The organism is Paenibacillus oryzisoli (genome assembly GCF_050467285.1).
In the GTDB taxonomy this organism is placed as follows: domain Bacteria; phylum Bacillota; class Bacilli; order Paenibacillales; family NBRC-103111; genus Paenibacillus_E; species Paenibacillus_E oryzisoli_A.
The window spans coordinates 1-18,129 of record NZ_JBCMUN010000007.1 but is presented as its reverse complement, the minus strand read 5'-3'; the positions used below and the strand labels follow the sequence as shown (position 1 = coordinate 18,129).

Here is an 18,129-nt window from a genome sequence, read left to right as displayed (position 1 = left end):
GGATGTAGCTCAGCTTTTATTAAACCGGTTTAAACGTTTCGGTTCATCCTTTACCGCCAAGGCGATGGACGCCTCTGCCTCCTTATTAAACCGGTTTAATGCCATGCTGCCTTGGGGTGAAGCAAGGCCATTCAAGTGAATACCAAGTCTAACACGTTGGAGGGGACTGGCTTGAAAAGAAACACGGTGTTAACGGCCATGATGTTGTTGATTTCTGCAATTATTTTTACGGCATGTGAGGACAGTGCAAGTAGCCCATCACCGAGCGCAAGCGCACCAGGGAAAGAGAGCGCAAGTCCAACTGCAGCAGCGCCTGCGAATATTGCAGGTTACAAGGAAGCCCCGATGTTAACCAAGCTTGTGAGCGCAGGAACGCTGAAGGCTGTAGCGGAGCGGCTGCCCGACAAAGACGACATCATGGTTGAAAAGGTAACCGATGAGATTGGGAAATACGGCGGCGACTGGAAAATGCCGTGGGGCGGACCGAATGATCGCTGGGCAGTGGGTCAGCCGACAGAGGAAGCGTTATTCCGTTTTAACAAGGATGGAAGTACGGTAGAGCCGAACGTGGCCAAAAGCTATGAAGTGAACAAGGACTCGACGGAGTTCACGATTCATTTGCGCAAAGGCATGAAATGGTCGGATGGCGTGCCGTTCACAGCGGACGATGTCATTTTCTATTGGGAGCACATGCTGACGAAAGAGACGTTCGGCAAAAAAATCTATGACGCCTATTATTCGGTCGATCCGGTAACCGGCGAAAAAGCGCTGGCGAAAGTAACCAAGGTGGATGACTACACCTTTAAAGTGACGCATAAATATCCGAGCGTCCAATTCCTGGAGCGCGTTGCGATTGATAACAAATGGTTCTTCGCGCCGGCTCATTTCCAAAAAACAATTCTGCCTGAGTTTGTCGGCGAAGACAAGGCGCTTGAAATCGCGAAGCAATGGGGCTTTGCAGATACGAAATCTTTCCTGGTTGCGACAGGGTACTACTACTGGATCAACCCGCAAATCCCGACGCTCAGAGCTTGGGTAGCCAAGAACGATCCGAACAGCGATCAATTCATTATGGAGCGCAATCCTTACTACTGGAAAGTGGACAGCGAAGGTAATCAGCTGCCGTACATGGACCGCATCGTGGCGACGAAGGTTCAGGATCCGGCCCAACGGGTGCTCGGCGCTTTGGCGGGGAATTATAATTTGCTGGATTTTGATTTCAAGGACTTCACGGTACTCAAAGAAAATGAGAAGAAAGCAGGCTTCTCGGTCCTGTCCTGGACGACGCCAACCTGGTCAAGCGCAGGCCTTCAATTCAACCAAACGATTGAGGATCCGAACTTGCGCAAGCTGTTCCAAGACATTCGCTTTAGAGAGGCTGTATCCGTCGCGGTTGACCGTAAGGAAGTATCCGAGATTGTCACGAACGGCCTGGGAGCTACGCAGCAAGCTTCGGTTCCGGAAGGCTTGGTCGGGTATCAACAAGGCTGGGCGCAGCAATGGAGTCAATTCGATCAGGCGCGCGCCAATAAGCTGCTGGATGAAATTGGGCTTACGAAACGGGATAAAAACAATTTCCGGTTAAACGCAGACGGCTCGGATTTAACGATTACGATCATTGAACCGAATACGAACAGCGCTTCTTTCTTGGAGTTGATCAAAAAATATTTTGAGCAGGTCGGCCTTAAGGTAGATATTAAGGTTGTCGATACCGGCACGCATAACGATCTCAAATATGCGAACAAGATTCCGGTTACAACGGAAAATATTTCGCTTGTGAACGTCGCCTTCAGACCGGATACCTTAGTGCCACTGCGTGTACTAACGCCTTGGCTCGGGAATTACGGTTTGTACACATCGTCGAACGGGAAGGACGGGGTGAAACCGGAAGGAGACATCGCGCTGATTCTCGATTACTGGAATAAAGTCAAGTCCTCTACAACGAAGGAAGACATTGTAAAGTGGAGCAACGAGATCATTAAATTGCACCAGAAAAATCAATGGATAATCGGCTATGCAGGCCCGACGCCGAAGCTGATTGTGGCTTCGAACAAAATGGGCAACGTACCGAAGAGCCTGGTCTTTGCTGATGAATTCCGCAGTATCGGTCACGGGCATCCGGCTCAATTCTTTATCAAGCCATAGTTCGTTCTGTCACGGCATAATGGGGAAGCTTTCTTTCCCCATTATGCTTTCAAGGAATCACCGACTTAATCGGAGAGGATAGGATGGAGATGCTTCAATATATTTTAAGACGAATTATTTTAGTGATTCCGGTTGTAATCTTTATATCCATTATCGTCTTCTACATCATTCAGCTGCCGCCAGGCGATTATGTCTCCTCCTATGCTGCGAAGATGTCTTCAGCCGGAGAGGTCATGACGCAGCAGGACATCGATCTCATGCGAGCAAGCTTAAAGCTGGATCAGCCTTGGTTCATTCAATACCTGGAATGGATGAAGAACATCGTGTTTCATTTCAACTTCGGACACTCTTTTAGCTACAACAAACCGGTGCTGTCCGTGATTTCGCAGTATATGGCGCTGACGTTGATTGTATCGCTGGCCACGATGATTTTTACCTATGGTGTCGCGATTCCGATCGGCATTTACTGCGCAGTCAAGCAGTATTCTATCGGCGATTATATTTTCTCCGCATTCGGTTTCCTCGGAATGGCAACTCCGCATTTCTTAATGGCAATTATTTTAATGTATTTGTCGTACGTGTATCTCGGCGATCCTATGCTGGGCTTGTTCTCGGGTGATTATGCCAATGCCGCATGGTCCTTCGCAAAGGTGCTGGATTTGCTCAAGCATATGATTATCCCGATCATCGTCATCGGTCTGGCGAATACGGCCGAGCTCATACGCGTGATGAGAGGTCAGATGCTGGACGAACTGAACAAGCCGAACGTCGTGACAGCAAGATCGAAAGGCTTATCGGAAAGCAAAATCTTACTGAAGTATCCGACGCGCGCAGCCTTAAATCCGATCGTAAGCACGATTGGCTGGTCTTTAACTTCGATCTTCACCGGTTCGACCATTACAGCGATTGTGCTGAACCTGCCGATTCAAGGTCCAGTCATGTACAACGCCCTGCTCGCCCAGGATATGTATTTAGCGGGAACTTGGTTATTATTCATGGCTGTGTTAACGGTTATTGGGACGCTGATTTCCGACATCCTGCTCGCTTGGCTCGATCCCAAAATCCGTACGGCATTCAGAGGTGCGTGACCTATGAAACCAATTACACAAATCGGAAAACAACTTTCGACCGCCGTCAAGCGCCCCAAAAACAACGATGTGTACTACAGCTCCCAGTGGCGCCTCATCTATCAAAGGTTGAAAAAACATAAATTAGCTCGTATCAGCTTAATCATCTTGGCCTGCTTCTATCTCGTTGCTTTATTCGCTCAGTTTATCGCTCCTTACGGCTTGCAAAGCTATGACAGCAAATACGTTAACGCGCCGCCCACAAAGTTAAGCTTCAAGGATGCCGAAGGGAACTTTCATCTTAGGCCGTATGTAAATGAGCTGAAATCGGGCCGGGATCCAGTTACGCTGCGAAAGATTTTCGTGCAGGACGAGAAGCTTCGCCATCCGGTCCGGTTTTTCGTAAAGGGAGAAAGCTATAAGTTCCTTGGCTTATTTTCTACGAAGATTCACCTGTTTGGTGTAGATGAGCCGGGGCGGTTGTTCTTGTTCGGGACAGACGGCATGGGCAGGGATCTACTGTCGCGCGTCGTTCTCGGAAGTCAGATTTCCTTGAGCATCCCTTTGATCGGGGTGTCCATCAGCTTTGTGCTAGGCTTGTTTATCGGCGGCGTATCCGGATACTTCGGAGGCTGGCTGGACTCGGTCATTCAGCGTTTTATCGAAATCATTCGTTCCTTCCCAACACTCCCACTTTGGATGGCACTTTCGGCGGCCATTCCAGCGCGCGTTCCGGTCGTTACGATGTACTTGTATATCGTTATTATTTTCGCCTTCATCGGGTGGACGGATTTAGCGAGGGTCGCGAGAGGCAAGTTCATTTCTTTAAAAAATGAAGAATATGTGCTCGCTGCAAAAATCGCCGGCGTCAGCGACGCCAAGATCATTATTAAGCATCTGCTGCCCGGATTTATCAGCTATCTGGTCGTAGCGACAACACTCGCCATTCCCGGCATGATTCTTGGCGAGACGGCCATGAGCTTCCTGGGACTCGGCATTCGTTCTCCGGCGACGAGCTGGGGCGTGCTCCTGCAGGAGGCGCAGCAGATTGAGAATATTGCTTTATATCCCTGGAAGCTCATTCCGCTGGGGTTTGTCATTATCGCCGTGTTAACGTTTAACTTTCTAGGCGACGGTCTGCGGGATGCAGCCGATCCATACAAGAAATAAACTACAGTAAGGCGGGGAAATGCCATGACGTTGAAAGCTGCAGTCGATTCTGCCCATGCACTAGCCGAGCAGCCTCTGCTGTCCGTTCAGGACTTGAAAATTCGAATTCAAATGGATAACGGGGAAATGAAAGCCGTTGATGGTGTTGATTTTGAAATTAAAAAGGGAAAAACGCTCGGACTCGTCGGCGAGTCCGGATGCGGGAAGAGCTTGACTAGCCGGGCTATCATTAGCATCAATCCCAAAGAATGCGAGACCTCCGGGAAAATCGTCTATCACTCCGACTCGGAAAAGGCGCTGCAGCACCTGGATCTGCTCTCGCTGAATCCGCGCAGCAAGCAAATCCGCAGCATTCGCGGCCGTAAGATCGCCATGATTTTCCAAGAGCCGATGACCGCCTTTTCCCCGATGTATACGATTGGGAATCAGATCATGGAGTCGATTCTGATCCATCGGACGAAGAATAAGAAAGAAGCCAAGAAAATTGCCCTGGAAATGCTCGGAAAAGTCGGGATTTCGGATCAGGAGAAGCGGTTCGATCAATATCCGCATGAGTTTTCCGGAGGCATGCGCCAGCGCGCCATGATTTCCATGGCCTTGTCCTGCAATCCGGAGCTGCTGATCGCCGATGAGCCGACAACCGCACTGGATGTTACGATTCAAGCTCAGGTCATGGAGCTCATGAAGGGGCTTCAGAAGGAGTTCGGCATGGCGATCCTGCTCGTGACGCACGATCTTGGCATCATCGCAGAGATGTGCGACGAAGTCGCTGTCATGTATCTGGGCAAAATCGTCGAGCAGTCGACGGTAGGCGAAATTTTTAATAACCCGAAACATCCGTACACGAAAGGGCTGCTTAGCTCGATGCCGCGTCTGGCGGGGGATCGTCATAAACGGTTGGAGTCGATCGAGGGAACGGTTCCGATGGCAATTGACATGCCGCCGATGTGCGGCTTCTACGATCGGTGCAAGGACAGAATCGAAGGCGTCTGTAATTCGAGAGCCGTGCCGAAAACCCAGCTATCCGATAACCATATGGTGAGATGCTTTCTTTACAAGGAGGAAGGGGTGGAGAAGCCGAATGTCTAAGCCGATATTAAAAGTAAAAGAACTCACGAAGCATTTTGAAGTGAAAGCGACGAATAAGCTATTCAGTAGGCCTTCCTCCGTACAGGTCCTCAATAACGTTTCCTTCGAGCTCATGGAAGGGGAGACGCTCAGCATCGTCGGCGAGTCGGGCTGTGGCAAAACGACGCTAGGCCGCTGTATCGTCAGAGGCATGGACGCTAGCTCGGGACAGGTGATTTATCATACGGAGCACGACGAAGAGGTCAACTTTCTGGGGCTTCGCGGCAAGGCATTTAAACCATATCGAAAAAATATTCAAATGATTTTTCAAGATCCATATTCCTCGCTTAGTCCGCGGATGAGCGTCTACGACATTATTTCCGAGCCGCTGCTCGCGAATTTCAAGCTGTCGAAAGCGGAGCTGGATGAGAAGGTGACGTTGATTGCGGAAAAAACGGGACTCAACGTCAGCTATCTCAAAAGGTATCCGCACGCGTTCTCCGGCGGGCAGCGGCAGCGTATTGCGATCGCACGGGCGCTGGTTTCACAGCCAAGGCTGATCGTCTGCGATGAAGCGGTATCCGCGCTCGACGTATCGATTAAGGCGCAAATTATTAATTTGCTGAGGGATCTGCAGAAGCAATTTCAGATTACCTATATCTTTATTTCCCATGATTTATCTATCGTTCAAAACATATCCGATCGCGTGGCTGTCATGCACTTGGGTAAAATCGTGGAGCTGGCGCCGGTGGGTTCGCTATTCGACCATCCGAAGCATCCGTACACGGAAGCGCTGCTGTCTGCGGTGCCAGAGCCGGATCCGGATTATAAGCGAGAGCGGATTATTCTGGAGGGTGAGGTGCCGAATCCGGCGAACCCGCCGAGCGGCTGCCATTTTCATCCCCGTTGCAGATATAAGACCGATAAGTGCGTGCAGCAAGCACCGGAGCTGCAGGACTTGGGCGGCAACCATTATGCAGCGTGCCACTATGCAGACCAATTAAACTTGAGAGGTGTCGTTCATGGCTAGTCGGACGTTCAAAGATTCAATCGAGATTAATCCGAATGCGAAGAAGCTGATTGTGTTTCTGGATTGCGGAGATACCATTATCGATGAAGGCACGGAAATCAGAGACGATCAGGACATTGTCATTCAGGCGGACCTCATTCCAGGCGCGGATGTCATGGTACGGACGCTTGCCGAACGCGGCTACACGCTTGCGCTAGTTGCTGACGGGAGAGCGCAATCGTTCAAAAACATGTTGACCGATCATGGCTTATATGATTATTTTACAACGATGATTTATTCGGAAACGATCAAGGCCGCCAAGCCGAGCCCGCGTATGTTTAAAGCAGCGCTTGGGGCGCTTGACCTCAGCGAACAGGATTGCTCCCGGATTGTGATGGTGGGCAATAATTTGAGCCGTGACATCAAAGGGGCCAATCAGATGGGGATCACCAGCATTTTCTTGAGCTGGACGCCAAGATACCCGAAGGTGCACGGAGATGAAAGCGAAATGCCGACCTATACGATTGGGCATCCGGTTGAACTAATCGAGTTGGTAGAGCGGTTAAATGAACAATTAGCATAAAGGGATCTTGGAATGAAGGGATGTTTATCCGAACATGGCAAAAATCGATGATGTTGCAAAACTGGCGAGAGTTTCCAAGGGAACGGTGTCCAATGTGTTTAGCCAGAAAAGACCGACAAGCGACGAGGTCAGAGAGCGTGTGCTGCGCGTTTCCAGACAGTTGAATTACGTCCCGAATCATACGGCGCGAAGCTTGGTCACGAAGAAAACGATGGCGATTGGACTTACCATTCCACATGGCAGCTTCTTTTTTAGCGTGTTCCATACCCAGTTCATTAACGGGGTGATTTTGGAAGCCTCGTATTACGGATACCGGGTATTGCTGGATATTATCCCTGAGCAGCAGGTGCAGACCCCGTTTTTGACAAGCTACCCCATTGACGGTGCGGTAGTCATGAGTCCGACCACGAATGATGAGCGGATCGCAATGATGCATGCGGGACAGATTCCTTTCGTGACCGTCGGGCGGGTGATGAACGAAGAGATTACGCATTTTTCCAGCGTGGATAACGATAATCCCCAGATTATGCGCAGCATTTGCAGCTATCTCATCGACAAAGGTCATACCAACATCATGTTTCTGAATGCGAATGAGCTCATGACTGTGTCAATTGAAAGAAAGGCCAGCTTCATCGCGACGATGGAGGCGCATGGAATACCCGTGGAAGCGCACATGATTCATCATAAGCCAGCCCTGAATTCAAGCGAGTACATGGATTACGGCTATGAAGAGACCATCCGCATTCTCGGCAACGAGCGGAATCCAGTAACGGCGATTATCGCCGATGACGATCGGACGGCCTTCAGTACGCTCAGGGCGCTCAAGGCTTTGAATCTCCAAGTGCCCGGCGATGTCTCTATTTTTGTTATTTGCGGTGATCTCTCGATGATGGTGCAGTCGGATCCTTCTCTGACGAGCATGGATTTGCAGCCTACGGAATTAGGAGCGCAATCGGTCAGACTGCTGATGAATCAGCTGGGTGTGCTGCAAGGGGAGTTCCCTGAACATCTCATGGTCGAAAGTAAAATTATTGAGCGAAGCTCTGTGTCAACGATTGAACGGTGAAGCTTGAACGACGAGGAGAGTGAACGGGGTGAATCGTAAAACGTGGCGTGCAGGTATCATCGGATTAGGCGGGATTGGCGACTACCATATGAATCACTTGTCAAAAATCGAAAACGTAAAGGTTGCAGCGATCTGTGATGTCGATGCGAAGGCGGTTGAAAAAGCTGGAGACCGTTTGCAACTGCCGGCGGGGAAGCGGTATACGGATTTTCACGCGATCATCGCGGATCCTGAAGTTGATGTTCTGATCTCCGGCGTCTCCAATCAGTTTCATGCGGAGATTTTGAAAGCAGCGATTGCCTGCGGCAAGCCGATTTTTTCGGAGAAGCCTTTTACTCGAACGATGGAAGAGGCGGAGGAGCTGGCTGCGTTATATGCCAGTAACCCGATGCCATGCATGATTGGTTTTTCCTACCGGTATCGGCCGTGCTTCCAATATGTGAAGCAGCTCGTCGCTGACGGGACGCTGGGCCGTATTCGGCATATCGCGGCGCACTATTTGCAAGAGGAAAATGCGCCGATGTTCAACAAGCCTTATACATGGCGTTTCCGTCAAGCGGCGGCGGGGTCGGGTATACTGGCGGATATCGGATCGCATATGGTGGATGCGGCGCGCTTTTTTGTAGGCGAGTTCGTTCAGGTGTCGGGGCTGATGAGCACGTTCATTGATCGGCGCCCGGATGTGCGCACGGGTGAGCTGCAGGAGGTCGATGTAGACGATTTTACCAGCTTTCAGAGCGTCCTCGAAGGCGGTGTGATGGGCTCGTTTTATACGCATAAAAATGCGATCGGCACGGGCAATCAGTTCAACGTCACCTTGTTTGGCGATCTGGGCACGGTTCGGATTGCCGTCGAACGGCCGAATGAAGTGCATCTGACGCTGCGAGCGGGGGCTAGCCATCAGTTGACCGAGACATGTCTTCATTTGGATGAAAAAACGTTTAAGCCGATGTTGCAGGATTTCGTAGATTACCTGGAGCAAGGCGGCTCTGCTACGGTCCCTACGCTGATGGACGGCTATCGGAACCAACAAGTGCTGCAAGCGATCATCGACTCGGCGAAAGACGGCATGTCGAGAACACTGCATACAGATCTCAACCAGAAGGAGGGGCTTGTGTGATTCGAGTGACGATATGGAATGAATTTCTGCAAGAGCAGCGCAAAGAGGAAGTGGCCCGCATTTATCCGGCAGGCATGCACGGTGCGATAGCGGACGGGATCCGCCAGGACGATTTTGACATCACGTGCGCGACCTTTCAAGAGCCTGAGCATGGCTTGACGCAAGAAAGGCTGGATCAGACGGATGTTCTGATTTATTGGGGGCACGTGGAGCACAAGGGCTTTCAGGATCTCGTTGTAGATCGAATTTGTAAGCGTGTGCATGAAGGCATGGGACTCATCGTGCTGCACTCCGGTCACCACTCCAAGCTGTTCCGGAAGTTGATGGGTACATCCTGTGATCTGCTGTGGCGGGAGGCGGATGAGAGAGAACGGCTGTGGGTCGTCGACCCGTCTCATCCCATCGTCGAGGGAGTAGGGCCTTACATTGATCTGGCAGAGGAAGAAATGTACGGCGAGCATTTTGATATTCCAACGCCAGAGGAATTAATCTTCGTCAGCTGGTTCCAGGGCGGCGAGGTGTTCCGCAGCGGCTGCACGTACCGGCGCGGTCAAGGGAAAATTTTCTATTTCCGCCCTGGCCATGAGACGTACCCGACTTACCACAATAAGGACGTTCAGCGCGTCATTGCGAATGCCGTGAAGTGGACAGCCCCGATCCAAAGAGCGAAAACCTTCTATGGTCATCATACGCCTCTGGAGGAAATTCGAAAGTAAGCGAGGGGAAAAGCATGAAGCCGTTTCCGTTGATTACGGCACATACCGCCTGTATGGGGACGCCTGCGAACAGCCGGTTGTCCATCGAAACCGCCTTCCGCAGCGGTGCGGACATTGTGGAAGACGATATCCGCGTTACTGCAGACGGCGTCTTAGTTCTAGCGCATGATGATCGCATAATCACCGCGGAGGGAACGGCATACAGCATCGCTCAGACGAGTTATGCGGACATCGAGACGAGAGTGTTCAAGGCGCGTGACGGGAAATCCAGCGAAGCCCTGCGTCTCTTAACGTTAGCGTCCGTTTTGCCGCTTCTGCAGGCTTCAGGCGCAAAGATGAATTTGGATCTGAAATCGGACGCCTGCATCGAACCCGTTTCCCGTATGGTTGATCAGTATGACTTATACGAAAAGGTGCTGCTCAGCGGATGCGAGGCCACCCGCGCCCATCTTGTTCAGCGCTCGAACCCGCGTCTCAGCAAGCTGCTGAACGTCGATCCGGCGTTATTTGAAGCTAACGCTTACGGGGAGGCTGCGCATCTGAGCTGCGAAGATGCGAGGAGCGCCAATTGTTTCGGGATTAATGTGAATTATCGTCTTGTACAGCCGGCGCTTCTCGAGATTGCGGCACATCATCGGTTGGCCGTCTATGTATGGACCGTGGATGAGCAAGAAGCGATGAAGCCGTTTGTCGAAATGGGCGTGCAGTCGATTACGTCTCGGAATGTCCAGGCGTTGATAGCACTTAAGCAAATGAGAATGGGTGATCAATTGAAAGACAGCGGAGGCGTGTGACGTGAAACAGTTGGAGAAAATTTATATTGTTTTTAAAACCCACGTAGATCTAGGCTTTACGGATTTGGCCAGCCATGTCGTCACGCAGTACAAGGAGCAGATGATGGACGAAGTGGCGTCGGTGTGCGAAGAAACGAAAGCGGATGGGCCTGATCATCATTATGTCTGGACGCTTCCCGCCTGGATGCTGCGCGTGTGCTTGGACACACCGGATGCGGAAAGGAAAGAGCGGATGGAGGCGCTCATTCGTAACGGCCAGCTGCGGTGGCATGGGCTTCCTTTTACGACACATACGGAGTTTTGCGGGACAGAGGAATACATCCGGGGCCTCTATTACTCGGAGGAGCTGCGCAATCAATACGGGCATACGGCCATATCCGCGAAAATGACGGACGTACCCGGTCACACGTGGATGCTGCCCACCCTGTTGAAGGAAGCAGGGATTTCCTTTCTGCATTTAGGTGTCAATGCCTGTTCGTCGCCTGTCGACGTGCCCCGGTTGTTCCATTGGGAGGGGCCGGATGGCAGCAGGGTGCTGACCTACTATTCCAAAGGTGCGTACGGCACGGACTTGACGCCTCCCGACGACTGGCCGTATCCGATCTGGCTCGCGCTGCTGCAAACGTCGGATAACGACGGGCCTCATGACGGCCATGTCGTGCGGGGCTTGTTAGCCGAAATCGCCAAGAAGTACCCGGATACCGAAGTGAAAATCGGCACGATGGATGATTTTGCGCAGGATTTTATGCGCAGGGATTTCCAGGATATCCCTGTGGTTCGCAAGGATTTGGCGGATACCTGGATTCATGGCATCGGCACGTATCCGGAGGAAATAGCCCGTGTGCGGAGGCTGCGCTCGGCGATTGCCGCACGGGAGAGTCTGTCGACGCTAGCAGCCATGCAGGGTGCAGGCGATCGGAGAGCTGCTGCGGTTATCGCGGATGCCTATGAGCATACATTATTGTTTGGCGAGCACACCTGGGGGATCGATATCAAGTCGAACTTGCTGCCCGGGCGCAACAGCATGCGGGCTTTCGGGAAGGAAGCGATGGCGAAGGACCGTGAGCGATTCCCGGACTCTTATGCGAAGACGGAAGCGTCCTGGCTGGAGCAGAAAGCGTACGTCGACCGTGCCGAGGAAGCGTTAAGCCGGCTTCGGCCGTTGACCGCGGAGGGCTCCGCAATCGTCGGGGTGTACAACCCGCTTGCTTGGGAACGCAGGCAGGTGAAGGTGACACTGGATTCTCCTGGAAGCGGTACGCTGAGAGACCGGGAGACGCAGGAGACGTACCGGGTGAATGAAGCCGGAGAGGCGTATCTGGACAGGATCGGTCCGATGAGTTACCGGACGTTTGTTTTTGAAGCAAATACGGAAGCGGGGCCGGCCAGCGAAATTGCTGTGGTTGTAGCGGGAAATGCCGTCTTGGAGAACTCGGCGATACGCATTGAGGTTAGCCAGGCTACGGGTGCGATTGTCAGCTTTTATGATAAGCACAATCAGAAAGAATGGGCCGCGGGCGGAAGCTTCGGCCGCTACGCGTACGATGTCTACGGGAAAGAGGAGATTCTGGATTTCGTCAAAGCGTACAGCTACGATTTAACCGATTGGTATGTTAACGATTTCGGCAAACCCGGCTACCCGCGAATCGATCATCGAAGCTATGCGGTTCAGATCAAGGATGTTAGCATCTCGAATGGTGAAGGCTGGGGCGCGATTGAGGTTCACTTCACAACCCCCGTCGAAAGCTGGGAGACGTTCGGCAATGGGGAGGAAGTTCGTCTGACGATCCGTTTGGAAGAGGGGCAGTCCTTTGCGGATCTGGGGGTTCATGTCCTTCGCAAAGCTGCTACCGCATATGCCGAGAGCGGGCATTTCACCTTTGCTTTGAACGCAGCCCATCCGAGCTATCGCTTTCAGAAGCTGGGCAGCGTTGTGAATCCCTTGGCAGACATCGAGAAAGGTGCGAATACACGTCTCCATTGCGCAAGCCATTGGGTTGATGTCCAGGATGGCCCTGTCGGACTGGCGATTATGCCTATGGATACGCCGTTGTTCTCCATCGGTGAAAAAGGGATTTACCAATACTCGAAGACGTATACACCGCAGCAGGCTAATCTGCATTTTAACTTGTTCAACAATCAATGGGGAACCAACTTCCCGCAGTGGATCGGCGGCAGCTTTCACTACGCGTTCCGGCTTGCGCCGCATGCCGGGGATTGGCAGCAGGGGTGCGTGCAGCAGATGGCACTGGAAGCGTTCACGCCGCTCCAAGCGACAGCCGCTTGGGACCCTTCCGGCCCTCCCAGCTATGGCTTCCTGAAGGAAGGCGCGGAGGGAGTTCAGATCCTGGCCTTCAAAAAGGCCGAGAGAGACGGTGCGTACGTGCTGCGATTTCAAAATCTGCACGACGTTGGTTCTACCGTGACACTGTCATTCACGGAGCCGATCGCGAAAGCTCTTGCATGCGACCTCGTGGAGCGAGACGTGCAGGCGGTTGCCGGCTTCAGCGGCGGCGACACCCTCATGGTGACCATGCAGCCGTTTGGCATCGTGACGCTGAAGCTCTTCTTGGCAGCGCACGCGGCGGGGCTGGCGTGAGAGGGACGCTGGGATGCGGACAGCGTAACGGTTGCAGTGGAGCTTATTTGCCGCCAAATACCGAATTTGTAACGCTAGCGGTTGCCATGGGGCTTATTTCTTTGATTTGCATTGAAATGCAGCCCTTAACGACCCGATAGGCGCTGCTGCGAGACTGTCGATTAATTGTGGACAGTTTTATCCGTGAACGGACACGCGTAGAGAATGTGTATGAATTTTCGAATACATATTCAAAATCNNAATGCAGCACATTATATATGATTTTTCGTATACATTTTGTGTTCTCTCACAGATTCCCAAAGTATAAACAATTAATCGACAGTCTCGCTGCTGCAACCGTTAGCTCGTGTAACGACACTTTATCGCTGCAATAAGCTCGCTGGTAACCGTTAGCATGGAAAAGAGCTCATCTCCAACCGGAGATGAGCTCTTTTCCATTACGACGGCTGGCCTGTCGCCAAGCCGTCCGGATCTGTCCCCTTCGTCTCGCGGCCGAAGAGGAGCACCGCCAGCGCCGCGATCACGATCGCCGCGAAAAAAATCCCAAACACGGCGGTAACGCTGTACGCCCGCGCCACCAAATAACCGACCAGATACGGCCCCAGAATGCCGCCGATCCGGCCGAACGCCGCTGCGAACCCGGCCCCCGTGGAACGGATGGCGGTCGGGTACAGCTCGGGCGTGTACGCATACATGGCACCCCACGCGCCAAGGTTGAAGAAGGAGAGGCAGAGCCCGGCGGCAATCAGCATGCCCTCGCTGACCGCCGAGGCGAACCATAGCGCGCTCGCGGCGGTGAGCAGCAAGTAGGTAACGAGGACGAACTTGCGGCCATATTTTTCGATGAAATAGGCAGCGGTAAAGTAACCTGGCAGCTGCGCCAAGGTCATAATCAGCACGTAGGAGAAGCTCTTGACAAGGCTGAAGCCCTTGAGCACCATGACGGTTGGCAGCCACAGAAACATGCCGTAATACGAAAAAACGACGAAAAACCACAGCACCCACAAGGCCACTGTGGAGGTTCGGTACGGCGCTGACCAGACGGCTGCAAACCGCGTGCGGAACGGCAGCTTGCGCTCACCTTTAAATCGGGGGGAGTCCTGCACGGCGCGCCGTATGTATAGGGCATAAATCGCCGGGATCGCCCCGATGAGAAAAGCCACCCGCCACCCGTAAACCGGGATGACGAAGAAGGAAATCAGCGCCGCCGCAATCCAGCCCGCCGCCCAGAAGCTCTCGAGCAGCACGACCGCAGACCCGCGGTCCCGAGCGGGAAAAGATTCCGACACCAGCGTGGACGCTACCGGCAGCTCGCCGCCGAGCCCGAAGCCGGTCACGAAGCGCAGCGCGCACAGCATGGCGAAGCCGGTCGCGAAGGCGGAAAGTCCGCTGGCGACGGAGAAAATGAGCAAGGTCGCCACCAGCACGGCGCGCCGCCCGAATCGGTCGGCATAGGCTCCCGCCAAGGCTGCGCCCACAGCCATGCCCGTTGAATTGATCGCAGCCAGGAAGCCGATCTGCTGCGGGCCCAGCTTCCACTCCGCGGCCAGCGCCGCTGCGACAAACGAGACGATGCCGACATCCATCGCATCGAACAGCCAGCTGAGCCCTGCGCTGAGCAGTAATTTTCGCTTTGCGGGTTCCCGCAGTAAAGTCGTCATTTGCATAAGTCCGCGCTCCTATCCACCGGCGTTTACCTCTATTTTCCACCGATCCTGCCTTTTCATGCATACACGTGTAAAACGTTTACATCAAGCCCCTTCCATACGTGCTTTTCCCTGTTTTCGCGTCATATGAGTAAAGTGAAGTGCGAAACCGAACCATGGGGAGGTGCAGGTAATGAGCAGGAGGGGCTGGGGGCAAAAGGTGAGAATTGGCGTCTTGCTGGTTTGTTTGCTGACTTTGGCGTTCGGGGGATTACCCCTGGAGCGATCGGCTTATGCGGCTGCGATATTCAGCGATAACTGGGAGGACGGCAATGCGGCGGGATGGACGGCTTCGAGCGGAAGCTGGTCGGTGGTGAACGACGGCACTTATGTGTACAAACAGGCCGGCATAGGCTCGACGGCTGAATCGCTCACGTTTGCAGGGAATTCAAGCTGGGCGAATTACACCGTGTCGGCGCAAATGAAGCTGAACACGATGAACGCGACGGCGGCTTCCGGCGTCATTGGCCGTTATGCGGACGGCAATAACTATTATTTGCTGCGGCTGCACGCCACGAGCGGTCTTCAGTTGTACCGCAAAAGCGGGGGGACGTTTACGCTGCTGGGTTCTTCCTCTTTTGCAATGGACTTGAATACGTGGCATACGCTGAAGTTGGAGATGAACGGCTCCACGCTGAAGGGGTATGTGGATGATCTCGCAACAGCCAAGATTACGGTGACCGATGCGACGATCACGCAAGGGGCGGTCGGGCTGCGTACGTACGGGCAGAGCGCCAGCTTCGATTCATTGACGGTGGATGATGGAGCGGCAGTTGCTCCCGTCGTGATGCTGAACGGCGACGCCAGTTACATGGAGACCGGCACTTGGCTCAACAGCTCGCTGTCCGGTTATAATGGAAGCGCCACCAGATATTCGACGGCGGGCGGCAGCACGGCCAAATGGAGTCAGTATGCCCCGGCAACCGGCAATTACAACGTGTACGTCTGGTATCCGACGAGCAACAACACGACAAACGCCCGGTACACGATCAACTCGCTGGATGGTACGTGGACGAAGAGTGTGAACCAGACGCTGAATCCAAACGGCTGGAATCTCATCGCGACCGTCAGCGCTGCTTCAGGGACAGCGTTAACCGTGACGCTGAAAGTCATCTCCGGCAATACGCGGGCGAATGCCATCAAGTATGAATACACCGCGAACAGCGCGGAGCCGCAGACGCCGCCAGGCGGGAACGGGGACACGACAACGGTGGCGGTTTTTGTGAATCAGAGCGGCTACGACCTCGATAAGCCGAAGCGGGCGACGGTGACAAACGTAGCGAATGGGACCCCTTTTTACGTGAAAAAGGCTTCGGACAACAGCACGGTGTTTACAGGCAGTGTTAGCGGGCAGATTGCGGATTTTTCGGCGTGGAATCCAAGTAGTATTGCAGAATACTACGTGCAGAGCGGCGGCAAAAACTCCTACCCGTTCGCCATCGGCAAGTACTGGATGCAGCGGGTATCGATTGGGCCTGCGCTCCGGTTTATGGACCAATCCCGGCAGGACACGTTCGATGTCGGCGGCAACACCGGGTATGGCTGGCGGGACAGCCATCAGTTTTCTTTTGAGCTGAACTCCCTTGTCCTGCAGTACATGGCAAACCCGAGCGCCTACGACCGGATGCCGTACGGGATTTCGAATCTGAGCACGACCGAGTACCCCGACCTTCGCGTGCAAAATGAACCCGACATCATCTGGCTCATGAAATTTGCCGCCGAGCGGTATTACGATCTGAAGGTTAATGAAGGCAAGGATTTGCACGCCTTGATTAAAGGGCAGCTGGCGTATTTCCTGTACATTTATCCGGAGATTAGCCAGTATGTGAGTTCCAATTTGTATACGCAAATTCGGGACTTCACTGTCGCGCAGTGGTCGAATCCGAACAGCAGTCTGCAGTGGTACGATGTCGGCGGTTCGAGCGACAACAATCTATTCGCGACGCAGTCGGTCATCGGCACGATTAAAGGCCAGCAGCCGCCTGGCTACGCGATTGTTCCCAACTTGATGATGTACGAAGTGGCCAAAAGAGACGGACTCCCGAATGCGCAGGCGTTCTGGGATGCGGCGTACAACAACTGTGCGTGGCTTGTGAACAGTGTGAATTTGAATGATCCGGCCAACACCAAGGGGCAGCGCATGAGCGAGCATGTGACGATGGAAGCGTTGGCCTATTTTCAAGAGATGTATGGGGCGCAAGCGCCGCCGGGACTCTCGGCGAAAATTGCCAACTGGAGCGATCTGATGATCAAACGATCTGCCAATCTGTGGGATCTGCGCAAATACGCCGATCCGCAGGATGGCACCGGCACGCTGGACCAGTGGACCGGCGGACTCAGCGCGTACAATGAGCCGGGCAGCCCGGCCGGCTTCCAAGCGTCCGCATACGCGGCGCGCAGGGTGCTGATGGACCCGGCTGTGAAGAGCAGGCTGCAGCAAATCGGCATCGCGCAGATCGATGATGTGTTCGGCCGCAACCCGTTCGGGCGGCACTTCAGCTATGACGCGCCAACCGAGATTGCCGGGGTGGATAAGGGATGGTTCACGTTCTTAAATGGCGGCTACGGCCATTTGATGAGCGTCCCCGGTGTGCTGGACGGCGCGCCGAAGGAGTCGGCGTACCCGTTCTCGCCGACCGCAGATGGCGGCTACACGGAGGGCTGGGTCGCGTTCAACACGGCGTGGAACGACTCGCTGGCGTATGCCGCCGCAGACGATTTGGAGCTGAAGGTGATGAACGCTGCCTTCAGCACGGAAGTGAGCGCCGCCGCCGCCGGCTCGGTCGTCGGCATCAAATTGAAAGCGCCGCTGAACTTCAATGAGGCGGCGGTGGAGACCGGCCAGGTCGTCGTTACGACGAGCGCCGGCGCTGTCAGCAAGATCACGGTTAGTGAGGCTGGCGTGAACGATTATTACTTTACGGCCACGTTGACCGTGCCGAGCGGGGTGAGCTATTTCGATGTGTCGTACGGCATCGGGCTGTTTAAAAAGACGGTGCGGGTGTCCGTCACGTAGTGTGCGTCTAGCCCTAGCTAATCCGCCGAAAAGGCCCGAATCGGTGAAGTTAAGAGGGCCCAGCCCATCT

13 protein-coding genes are annotated in these 18,129 nt (G+C 53.6%); 12 read left to right on the top strand and 1 reads right to left on the bottom strand.

The features are described from left to right. Positions 1-171 precede the first annotated feature (171 nt). The 11 genes from ABE504_RS12735 (at position 172) to ABE504_RS12685 (ending at position 13,337) form a co-directional block, all read left to right on the top strand. Positions 172-2,145, top strand: a complete 1,974-nt coding sequence (locus ABE504_RS12735) for an ABC transporter substrate-binding protein (protein ID WP_430088738.1) — start codon at positions 172-174, stop codon at positions 2,143-2,145. 83 nt (positions 2,146-2,228) lie between these two features. Further along, positions 2,229-3,233, top strand: coding sequence for an ABC transporter permease (locus tag ABE504_RS12730; RefSeq protein ID WP_430088736.1), 1,005 nt, complete (start codon positions 2,229-2,231; stop codon positions 3,231-3,233). Between the two features lie 3 nt (positions 3,234-3,236). Next, positions 3,237-4,382 carry an ABC transporter permease gene (locus ABE504_RS12725; protein ID WP_430088734.1) on the top strand — a complete coding sequence of 382 codons (1,146 nt, stop codon included), beginning with the start codon at positions 3,237-3,239 and terminating at the stop codon, positions 4,380-4,382. Between the two features lie 24 nt (positions 4,383-4,406). Further along, positions 4,407-5,471: an ABC transporter ATP-binding protein gene (locus ABE504_RS12720; protein WP_430088732.1), complete on the top strand. Its 1,065-nt coding sequence runs from the start codon at positions 4,407-4,409 to the stop codon at positions 5,469-5,471. Beyond that, positions 5,464-6,480: an ABC transporter ATP-binding protein gene (locus ABE504_RS12715; RefSeq protein WP_430088730.1), complete on the top strand. Its 1,017-nt coding sequence runs from the start codon at positions 5,464-5,466 to the stop codon at positions 6,478-6,480. The genes ABE504_RS12720 and ABE504_RS12715 overlap by 8 nt, the downstream gene beginning before the upstream one ends. Continuing rightward, a complete protein-coding gene (locus ABE504_RS12710) occupies positions 6,473-7,042 on the top strand; it encodes an HAD family hydrolase (RefSeq protein ID WP_430088728.1) in 570 nt (189 codons plus the stop codon). Before ABE504_RS12715 ends, ABE504_RS12710 begins: the two co-directional genes overlap by 8 nt. A gap of 34 nt (positions 7,043-7,076) precedes the next feature. After that, positions 7,077-8,108: a LacI family DNA-binding transcriptional regulator gene (locus tag ABE504_RS12705; RefSeq protein WP_430088726.1), complete on the top strand. Its 1,032-nt coding sequence runs from the start codon at positions 7,077-7,079 to the stop codon at positions 8,106-8,108. A 28-nt stretch (positions 8,109-8,136) separates the two neighbouring features. After that, positions 8,137-9,228 carry a Gfo/Idh/MocA family protein gene (locus tag ABE504_RS12700; RefSeq protein WP_430088724.1) on the top strand — a complete coding sequence of 364 codons (1,092 nt, stop codon included), beginning with the start codon at positions 8,137-8,139 and terminating at the stop codon, positions 9,226-9,228. Beyond that, entirely contained in the window at positions 9,225-9,944 is a 720-nt protein-coding gene (locus ABE504_RS12695) for a ThuA domain-containing protein (protein ID WP_430088723.1), read from the top strand. The genes ABE504_RS12700 and ABE504_RS12695 overlap by 4 nt, the downstream gene beginning before the upstream one ends. A 14-nt stretch (positions 9,945-9,958) precedes the next feature. Further along, on the top strand, positions 9,959-10,738 hold the full coding sequence (locus ABE504_RS12690; protein WP_430088721.1) for a glycerophosphodiester phosphodiesterase: 780 nt from the start codon (positions 9,959-9,961) through the stop codon (positions 10,736-10,738). A 1-nt stretch (position 10,739) separates the two neighbouring features. Further along, positions 10,740-13,337, top strand: a complete 2,598-nt coding sequence (locus ABE504_RS12685; protein WP_430088719.1) for a DUF5054 domain-containing protein — start codon at positions 10,740-10,742, stop codon at positions 13,335-13,337. A 437-nt stretch (positions 13,338-13,774) separates the two neighbouring features. On the opposite strand, the gene ABE504_RS12680 is transcribed toward ABE504_RS12685, so the two are convergent. After that, positions 13,775-15,004, bottom strand: a complete 1,230-nt coding sequence (locus tag ABE504_RS12680; protein WP_430088717.1) for an MFS transporter — start codon at positions 15,002-15,004, stop codon at positions 13,775-13,777. Positions 15,005-15,176: 172 nt separating this feature from the next. Here ABE504_RS12680 and ABE504_RS12675 point away from each other — a divergent pair, with 172 nt between their 5' ends. Then, the gene (locus ABE504_RS12675) at positions 15,177-18,059 is read left to right on the top strand and encodes a cellulase N-terminal Ig-like domain-containing protein (RefSeq protein WP_430088715.1); all 2,883 of its coding nucleotides are present in this window, start codon (positions 15,177-15,179) and stop codon (positions 18,057-18,059) included. The last annotated feature ends 70 nt before the right edge of the window (positions 18,060-18,129 follow it).